The organism is Streptomyces sp. S.PNR 29 (assembly GCF_030386795.1).
In the GTDB taxonomy this organism is placed as follows: Bacteria; Actinomycetota; Actinomycetes; order Streptomycetales; family Streptomycetaceae; genus Streptomyces.
Genome location: NZ_JANUQM010000032.1, coordinates 1 through 7,797 on the forward strand (window position 1 = coordinate 1; position 7,797 = coordinate 7,797).

2 protein-coding genes are annotated in these 7,797 nt (G+C 72.5%); both read right to left on the minus strand.

The features are described 5' to 3' along the window. Positions 1-273 (minus strand): beta-ketoacyl synthase N-terminal-like domain-containing protein (locus NW895_RS41015; RefSeq protein ID WP_289942344.1); only part of this gene is annotated, 273 nt, incomplete at its 3' end. Between the two features lie 47 nt (positions 274-320). After that, entirely contained in the window at positions 321-7,787 is a 7,467-nt protein-coding gene (locus NW895_RS41020; protein WP_289942345.1) for a type I polyketide synthase, read from the minus strand. Between the last annotated feature and the right edge of the window lie 10 nt (positions 7,788-7,797).

Here is a 7,797-nt window from a genome sequence, read left to right on the forward strand (position 1 = left end):
GTAACTCGCCCCCACACGCTCCGGATCCCCATCGAACAACCCCGCCAGATCCCAACCCCGATCCGCGGGAAACCCACCCACAGCATCCACCCCGCCCACAACAACACGCCACAGATCCTCCGGAGAGGACACACCCCCCGGAAAACGACACCCCATCCCCACGATCGCGATCGGCTCGTTGTTCTGCTGTTCGAACCGTTCCAGCCGATCCTTTGTTTCTCGCAGCTCCGCTGTGACCCGCTTGAGGAAGTAACGGAGTTTGTCGTCGCTCATGATGCGGTTCCTCCGCGATAGGGCGAATGCTAAAGACTGCCGATGGCTCAGGAGATGCCGAATTCCTCGCCGATGAGCCCGAACAGCTCATCGTCGGATGCCTCGTCCAGATCGGTTCCCCCGCGTGCGGCGGCGGGCTGAGAGGCGTCGGGGTGCCATTGGGAGATGAGCGCCTGAAGGCGTTCGACGATCTGTTCCCGTACCTTCGGCTCGGGCGGGGTGGAGGCCAGCACCTGTTCCAGACTGCCTACCTGGGCCAGCACGGAGTCGGACGTCCCTGTCGCCCCGTTCCGGGTGCCGGGGGATTCCTCGGCGTCCAGCGCGGCGTCGAGGTGCCGGGCCAGGGCCGCTGGGGTCGGATGGTCGAAGAGGAGCGTGGTGGACAGGCTCAGGCCTGTGGCGGCGCGCATGCGGTTGCGCAGTCGGACTGCGGTCAGGGAGTCGACTCCCAGGTCGAGGAAGCCGCCGGACGGGCGTACCTGGTCCAGGCCGTGATGGCCCAGAGCGGCAGCGGTCTCCTTGCGTACCAGGTCCAGCAGTAGACGTTCCCGCTCGGCGGCCGGGACCGCGAGCAGCCGACGGCGCAGTGCGGTCCCGGCCGCGTCGGCCGTTGACGCGTCGGCGGGCTCATCGGTCCCCGGCCTGGCGGTCCGGAGGGAGGAGAGTTCGTCGAACAACGGCTGACGCCACTCCCCCGCTTCCTGCTCCAGGAACCGGTCCCAGTCGATGTCGGCACAGACGAATCCCGCGTCCTCACTGTGCGCCGCTGACGCGAACGCGACCATGGCGGTGGCGGCGGACATGGCCGTCACACCTCGTCGGGCGAGCCCGTCGGCGATCTCGCCTTCCGCCATCCCCGCCCCGGCCCAGGGTCCCCAGGAGATCGACGTGGCTGTCAGGCCCTGGGCCCGGCGCCGCTGGGCGAGGGCGTCGAGGACGGCGTTGGCGGCGGCGTAGTTGGCCTGGCCCGGGTTGCCCACGGCTCCGGCGACGGAGGAGAAGAGGATGAACGCCTCCAGGTTCCTGTCCCGGGTGAGTTCGTGGAGGTGGATCGCGGCGTTCGCCTTCGGCCCCAGGACTGTCGCCAGACGCTCCGGAGCCAGTGCGTCGACCACGCCGTCGTCCACCACGCCCGCGGTGTGCACGACCGCGGTCAGCTGCGGGCCGTCGGGCAGCGTCGCCAGCAGGCGTGCCACCGACGAGCGGTCGGATACGTCGCACGCCGCGATGGTCACCGCCGCTCCGGCGGCTGCCAGCTCCTGCCGCAGTCGGCGGGCACCGGAGGCCTGTTCCCCGCGGCGGCTGACCAGGACGAGGTGTTCGGCACCCGCCGCGGCGAGCCAGTGGGCGACCTGGGCACCGAGCGCGCCGGTGCCGCCGGTGACGAGCACCGTCCCCTTGGGCTGCCAGGCCCCCGCGCTTTCGGTTCCGTCCGGGGCCGGACGTCGGTCCGACGCGGCCCGTACCAGTCTCCGTACGTGAGCGCCGCCGGGGCGCAGCGCGATCTGGTCTTCTCCCGCCGGGTCGGCGAGCACGGAACACAGCCGGTCGGTGTCCTGCCGGCTGCCCCATGCGGCAGGCCCGGTGTCTGCGGGGATGTCGATGAGCCCGCCCCAGCGTTCGGGGTGCTCGACGGCCACCACCCTGCCCAGCCCCCACACGGCGGCCTGGGCTGGGCTCACCGTACGGTCGTCGAAGTCCTTTGCCGCAGCGCCGGCGGCGGACACCGCGCCGCGCGTCAGGCACCACACCGGAGCCTCGACACCCGTATCGCCCAGGGCCTGGACGAGCGCCAGCGTCATCTCCAGGCCGGACGGCGGCGCGGCGGACACCCACGTGGTGTCCGTGGCGAGCGCGGCCAGCAGCGAGAGGACGCCACTGACTGTTCCTCCGTTGCTCGCGATGTCGGACGCGGTCCGGTGCATCCGCTGTGCCACGGTGGACCGGTCGGCCGTGCCGGGCTCGACGAGGAGCGGGTGGACGTCGGCGCCTCGGCGGCGCAGGCCCGTGAGGCAGGCCTGCGCGAGTGTGCTGTCGGCCTGGTCGGCCGGGAGGGCGACGATCCAGTGGCCACGCAGGACCGGCAGGCCGAGAGAGGTCCACGGGCGCCACCGCTCGACGTACCGCATGCCCTCCCCGAGCGGGTTGCCCGTGGATCCGGAATGCGCGTCGGACACAGGAGCTGCCGGCCGGCTGCTGTCCAGCCAGTACCGCTGCCGCTGGAAGGCGTAGGTGGGCAGGTCGACGGTACGGGCTCCGCTGCCCGAGAACACCGCGTGCCAGTCCGGTTCCAGTCCGTGGATGTGGAGCGTGGCCAGGGCTTCGAGCACGGCTCCGTGCTCCGGCCCCGCGGAGTGCGCGGCGGCGGTGATCACCGTGACCGGTTCCGTCCGGGCCGACGGCTGTTCCTGCTGGTTCTCCCGCTCGTCCCGCTCGTCGAGGCAGTCCTGCGCCATCGCGGCGAGCGCGCCGCCGGGCCCCACTTCGACGAACGTGTTCACGCCGAGGGCGGACAACTCCTTGATGCCGTCCCGGAAGCGCACCGCCTCCCGGACGTGGCGCACCCAGTACTCGGGCGTGGCGATCTCCTCGGCGGCCACCACCCTGCCGGTCACGTTCGACACCAGCGGGATGCGCGGAGCGTGGTACGTCAGGGTCCGCGCCAGCTCGCGGAAGCGGTCCAGCATGCCGTCCATGTGCGGGGAGTGGAAGGCGTGGCCGACGTGCAGCCGCTTGGTCTTCCGTCCCCGCGCCGCCCAGTGTTCAGCGATCTCCAGGACCACGTCCTCGTCGCCCGAGACGACGACGGACCGCTGCCCGTTCACCGCGGCGACGGCCACCCGGTCTTCCCGGTCCGCGATCAGGGAGGCGAGTTCGGTCTCGGTCGCCTGGACCGCCGCCATGGCACCGCCCTCGGGCAGCGCCTGCATCAGCCTGCCGCGCTCGGCCACCAGCGCGCAGGCGTCGGCGAGCGGGAGCACCCCGGACACATGTGCGGCGGCCAGTTCCCCGATCGAGTGCCCGAGCAGGAAGTCCGGGGTCACGCCCCAGACCTCCAGCAGCCGGAACATCGCGACCTCGAAGGCGAACAGGGCCGGCTGGGTGTACTCCGTACGGTCCAGCAGCCCGGCTGCCGCGGTGCCCGGTTCGGCGAACACGACTTCGCGCAGAGGCGTCTCGGTGTGCAGGTCGAAGTGGGCGCACACGGTGTCCAGGGCCTCGGCGAAGGGCGGGTACGCCGCGTACAGCAGCCGGCCCATGCCCAGGCGCTGGCTGCCCTGCCCGGTGAACAGGAAGGCGGTCCTGCGCTCGGGGTCGGCGATCCCGTATGTGACCTTGGGCGACGGCTCTCCGGCGGCGAGGGCGGCCAGGGCCTCGCGTGTCTCCTCGGGGTCCTCCGCCGACAGCAGCGCGCGGTAGTCGAGCGCGGCGCGCGTGACGGCGAGCGAGTAGGCGACATCACGGGGAGCGAGGGACGGCCGGGCGTCGATGTGGTTCCACAGGGACGCCGCCTGGGCGCGCAGGGCCGCTGGGGACTTCGCTGAGAGGAGCCAGGGCAGCGCGGCCGGTCCGGCCTGGGCGTCATGGCTCGCAGGCGCGGAGTCTTCAGGTGTCGGTGCGGGTGTCTGTTCAGGCGTCCGTGCGGATGCCTGTTCAGGCGCCTCCTCAAGGATGACATGGGCGTTCGTGCCGCTCATGCCGAACGAGGAGACGGCGGCGCGCCGTGGCCGGTGACCGGTGGCCGGCCATTCCCGGGGTTCGGTCAGCAACTCCACGGCGCCCGCCGACCAGTCCACGTGGGGGGAACGTTCGTCGGCGTGCAGCGTCTGGGGCAGTACGGCGTGGCGCAGCGCCATCACCGTCTTGATCACACCACCGATGCCGGAGGCCGCTTGTGCGTGGCCGATGTTCGACTTGAGCGAGCCGAGCCAGAGCGGCCGGTCCCCGGCCCTGTCCTGGCCGTAGGTGGCCAGCAGGGCCTGTGCCTCGATCGGATCGCCGAGCGTGGTGCCCGTGCCGTGGGCCTCCACCGCGTCCACGTCGGCGCCCGTCAGGCCCGCCTTGGCGAGGGCCTGACGGATCACCCGTTCCTGGGCGGTGCCGTTGGGGGCTGTCAGCCCGTTGCTCGCGCCGTCCTGGTTGGTAGCCGAGCTGCGCAGTACGGCCAGCACCGGGTGGCCGTTGCGGCGGGCGTCCGAGAGTCGTTCCAGTACGACGACTCCGGCGCCCTCGGCCCAGCCCGTGCCGTCCGCGTCGGCCGAGAACGCCTTGCACCGGCCGTCCGGTGCGAGCCCCCGCTGCCGGCTGAACTCCACGAACGCGAGCGGGCTCGCCATCACCGTCACCCCACCCGCCAGCGCCAGTGAGCACTCGCCGTTCCGCAGCGCCTGCGCCGCCAGGTGCAGGGCCACCAGCGACGACGAACAGGCCGTGTCGACGGTCACCGCGGGGCCCTCAAGACCGAGCGTGTAGGCGACCCGGCCGGAGACCACGCTCGCGGCGTTGCCCGCCAGCATCCGGCCTTCGAGCTCCTCCGGCAGGGCGGCGAGCCGCGGCGCGTAGTCCTGCGCCATGGCGCCTGCGAAGACCCCGGTCGACGTGTTCTTCAGCGCGTGCGGATCGATGCCCGCCCGCTCCAGCGCCTCCCACGAGGTCTCCAGCATCAGCCGCTGCTGCGGATCCATCGCCAGCGCCTCGCTCGCCGAGATCCCGAAGAACGCCGCGTCGAACTCCGCCGCGTCCCGCAGGAACCCGCCCTGCCGGGTGTAGCTCGTACCCGCCCGCCCGGGGTCGTCGTCGAACAGCGTGTCCAGGTCCCAGCCGCGGTCCGCCGGGAACGCGCCGATCACGTCCCGCCCCTCGGCGACCAGGCGCCACAGGTCCTCGGCGGAGCGTACGTCCCCGGGGTAGCGGCAGCTCATGCCGACGATGGCCAGCGGTTCCGATGCGGAAGCGTCCGGTGCCGAAGCGTCCGGCGCGGACGGTGCCTGTGGGGACGCCTCCGCCTGGTCGGCCGCGCTGCCCATGAGCTCGGTCCGCAGGAGATCCGCCAGCGCGGCCGGCGTGGGGTGGTCGAAGACCACGGTGGTGGGCAGCCGGAGACCCGTCGCGGCACCGATGCGGTTGCGCAGCTCCAAGGCCCGTGCTGAGTCCATGCCGGCTTCCTGGAAGCGGCGCGCGGTCTCCACCTCTTCGGCCGAGTCGAACTTCAGGACCATCGCGGCCTGTTCCCGCACCAGCTGACGCAGGAGGCGTCGCTGCTCGGCTTCGCTCTGCCCGCGCAGTCGCCGCTCCCACGGCGCCCGGTCCGGTGCCTCAGCCTCCCCGTCCGCAGCCCCAGCCCCAGCCACGGCCACGGCCGTACGCCGGCTCTTTGCTGCCTCGTCGGCCGACTCCGCGAAGAGGGCGCCGGGCAGTGCCGCCTCGTTCGCCGGCCCGCCGAAGTCTCCGATGAGCAGGTGTGTTCCCGGCCGGTGCTCCGCCACAGCCTGCTGCACCGCGGCGAGCTGGATGTCCTCGGGCAGCGACGCGGATCTGCCTGCGGGAGTCCAGGCGAGCGACAGGGCCGGCAGCCCACTGGCCGCGCGCTGCTGGACCAGGACCGACAGGAGGGCGTGCGTCACCGCCTCGGTGGTACGCCCGTCCCGTGCCAGGGCTCCCTCGGCAGAGGAGATGACAACGAAGTCGTCGAGTTCTCGGTCCTGCGTGCACTCGTGGAGGTGCAACGCCTCCTGCCGGGCGGCCTCCGGCGGTACCGCGCTGTCGGCGGCCACGTACACCACCGCCCGCAGGGGGTGAGACTCCATGTCGGCGGCCTCGCCCATGAGCCGGGCCACGGCGTCGAGTTCGCTCAGATCGACGGACCGGGCGTTCAGTTCGACCGCGGGGGCCCGGGCCGAGAGCTTGTCACGGAGCTCGGCGGTCTCATCGCCTCGCGTGCCGAGGTCGCGCCCGGCCAGGACGACACGCCCGGCGCCCGCCGCGACCGCCCAGTGCACGATCTGCGGGTCCGGCATCCCACCGCTCGTGGCGATGACCACCGTGCCGCCGCCCCAGCGCGATCCGGCGGCGGCCGCGGGCCGGTCGCCCGTGGGGTACCGCACCAGGCGCCGGACGAACGCTCCCGATGCGCGCAGCGCGAGCTCGCTGCCGTTTGCGTGGCCGCCGGACAGGACCCCGCACATCCTGCGCAGGGTGCGCTCGTCGACGGCCTCCGGCAGATCGATGCCCCCGCTCCATTGCTGCGGGTTCTCGTGAAGGACCGAACGGACGCGTGCCCACACCGCTGCCTGCGTCGCGTCGTGGACGCGGTCGGCGCGTCGCACGGACATCGCGTTGTGGGTGACGTACCAGAGGGGGGCGTCGAGGGAACGGGCCTGGAGGGCGCTCGGCAGTGAAAGGGCCAGGGCAGTTCCCGCCTCAGCACCGCCGGATTCCGCGGTGATGAGGGACAGCACTCCGGCCAGTGAGCGATCCGTGTCCTCGGAGTGCTTCAGCTCCTCGGCGATCCGGTGGCCGAGACGCTCGCCGTCGGTGTCCTCCTCGGACACCCTGAGGACGACCACCTCGGCCCCGCCCGCTGCGAGACCGTCCCGCACCCGTACGACGAGCTGCTCGTGCGCAGCCGTACGGTCCCGGGGTGCGACCAGGAGCCAGGTGCCGGACAGGCGCACCCGCGAACTTCCGGTCAGCGGCCGCCAGACGAACTGGTAGCGGCAGGAATCGACCGCGGTTTTCCTGCGGCGCTCGCGACGCCAGGGGGACAGCAGGGACAGCACGGCCTCCAGGGAGTCCCGGTCCGCCGCGCCCTCCACATCGAGCGTCGTCGCGAGAGCTCCCATGTCCTCCTGCTCCACGGCGCTCCAGAACCGCACGTCCACGGGATCGGTGTCCGGTGTGGTGGTGGTGTGAGGTGCGGGCGCGTCCAGCCAGTACCGCCGGCGCTGGAAGGCGTAGGTGGGCAGATCCGTGGGGGTGTGCGGGGTGCCGGTGACGGTGGACCAGTCGACGTTCGCACCGCGGACGAAGACCTCGGCGGCCGACGTCAGCACACGCTCCGGACCGCCCTCGTCCCGGCGCAGCGTTCCCGTCACGACAGCGTCCGGGGACCCGGCTGCGGCCAGCGTGTCCTCCATCGCGGGGGCCAGGACCGGGTGGGCGCTGCACTCGACGAAGAACCGGAAGCCCTCGTCCAGCAGCCCACGCACCGCCTCCTCGAACCGCACAGGCCGACGCAGGTTGCGCACCCAGTACCCGGCATCCAGCCGACCACCGTCCACCCAAGCGGCCTCCACCGTCGAATACACCGGCACCCGCCCAGTCCCCGGCGACACTCCCGCCAGCTCCCGCTCCAACCGGTCGGCAACCCGCTCCACCTGCACCGAATGCGAGGCGTAGTCCACCGGGATCCGACGGACCCGCACCCCCTCCCCCTCACCGATGGCCACCAGCCGGTCCAGAGCGGCCAGTTCTCCGGAGACCACCACCGACGCGGGCCCGTTGACCGCCGCCACCGACACCCCC